Here is a 1803-nt window from a genome sequence, read left to right as displayed (position 1 = left end):
ATAATCGCGTATAGGGATGCTAGGAAGGATGCTTCTGTTGGTGTAACGACCCCGCTATAGATTCCGCCTAATATAACCACAGGCATTATTAGTCCCCATACTGCTTTTAACGTTGGTCTCCATCTATCTTTAAGAGGGACTTTCTCTAACCCGCCATAGCCCTTGCGATGTGCAACAATTACCGCATAAACCATTAAGGATAGACCAAGTAATATACCGGGTAAGATCCCTGCAGAGAATAGCTTTCCAGTGGATTGTTCAGATACGGAACCATATAGAATAAGTGGGATGGAAGGAGGAATTAAGATTCCTAATGTACCTGCAGCAGCTACTAATCCCATGGAATATGTTTTATCGTATCCTGCTTTCACCATCATAGGAATCATTATTGCTCCGATTGCCGCAGCAGTAGCCGGGCTTGATCCAGAAATAGCTGCAAAAATCATACAAGTTAGCACCGTTACAACAGATAACCCGCCTTTTGTATGTCCAACCCAGGATTTGATACATTCTATTAAATATTTGGAGATACCCCCCTTTGCCATGACCAATCCAGCAAAAACGAAACCTGGTATAGCCATCAGCGTTGTACTATTTACCCCTGTAAACATTTTTTGAATGACCGTATCCAGCGAGAAGTCTACTAAATAGAGTCCAAAAATACTGGAGACTACTAAGCTTATAGCAATAGGGACTCTCAAGAAGGCTAAAACAAATAATAATCCAATGACGATTATTGCTTCCATTCTAAATCACCTCCATGAGTAATTTCCTCATGCTTCACAAAGAATCTATATGCTTTTTCACAGAAGCGGATAAGTAATAAAACGCCAGCAATCGGCATGATCAAATAGTTGATCCAAATAGGGAACCCAAGATCTATTGTTTTAATCTGCTGATCATATGCGGTAAGAACCATATTAAAACCTGTCCATATGATGAATATGCTGAAACCAATCCCTATGATAAAAATGATGGCTTGAGAGACTTTTTTCATAGTAGGACCAAACTTATCATAAAATAGTTCGATGGCAATATGTTTATCTTCTTTTAAGGCTGTAGAAAAGCCTATGAAAATTGCCCATACAAGGAGCATCGTATAAACCTCTGTTGCCCAGCTTTGGGAAGCTCCCATGACGTATCGCATAAAGACGGAGTATAGACTAATACCAATTCCTAAAAGGAATAAAATACCAGATAAAGCGCTTTCAATAAAGTTTAAAACTTTCAATCAGATTCCTCCCCTATTAGTTTATGTATTTCGGATACAGGATTACAAGGTACATCATAATACAGTATATTTGAAAAAACAATATAAAATTCTAATTATACTAAATATTATAATTTTTCTTTACTTTCAGTTTTCGGTGTGATAATTTGTAAATGAGTTGTATCCAAAGTACAGATTAGTAGATTAAGATCAACTTGTTTTAGGTGTTAGTAGTAAGTAGTTCAACTAAAAGTCTCAGTTGTGCAACATACTTTCACATTTTTGTAAGCCCTTTCATTTTAAGGGGAAAGAAAAAATATTTAAAAAAACTAAGGGGGAAAAAGGATGAAAAAGTTTGCATTATCTCTATTTGTTTTAATTTCAATTATTTTTCTAGTAGCTTGCCAAGATGATGAAAAAATTCCTGTATCCGGAGAAGCCAGTGACGGAGTTCAGGAAATGAAAATTAAATTTGCACATGTAGTAGCTGAGAACACCCCGAAGCATAAAGGGGCTTTAAAAATGAAGGAATATATTGAAAAAGAATCAGGTGGAAAAATTGAAGTTGAAATTTATCCAAACAGTTCATTATT

At 36.1% G+C, this 1803-nt stretch carries 2 protein-coding genes and 1 pseudogene; 1 reads left to right on the top strand and 2 read right to left on the bottom strand.

Going from position 1 to position 1803, the window contains the following annotated elements; genetic code table 11:
• Together AC06OU_RS11400 and AC06OU_RS11395 are read right to left on the bottom strand one after the other, a co-directional pair.
• Nucleotides 1–746, bottom strand: a 746-nt coding sequence (locus AC06OU_RS11400; protein WP_475855877.1) for a TRAP transporter large permease, incomplete at its 3' end; no start/stop codon positions are given.
• Complete coding sequence (locus AC06OU_RS11395; RefSeq protein WP_169360698.1) at nucleotides 734–1231, bottom strand: TRAP transporter small permease; 498 nt, start codon at nucleotides 1229–1231, stop codon at nucleotides 734–736. The genes AC06OU_RS11395 and AC06OU_RS11400, both read right to left, overlap by 13 nt.
• 324 nt (nucleotides 1232–1555) lie before the next feature.
• Here AC06OU_RS11395 and AC06OU_RS11390 point away from each other — a divergent pair.
• Nucleotides 1556–1803: pseudogene (locus AC06OU_RS11390) on the top strand (C4-dicarboxylate ABC transporter); the annotation flags it as partial.

It is taken from the genome of Psychrobacillus sp., from assembly GCF_056205495.1.
This window is presented reverse-complemented; position numbering and strand designations above follow the sequence as displayed.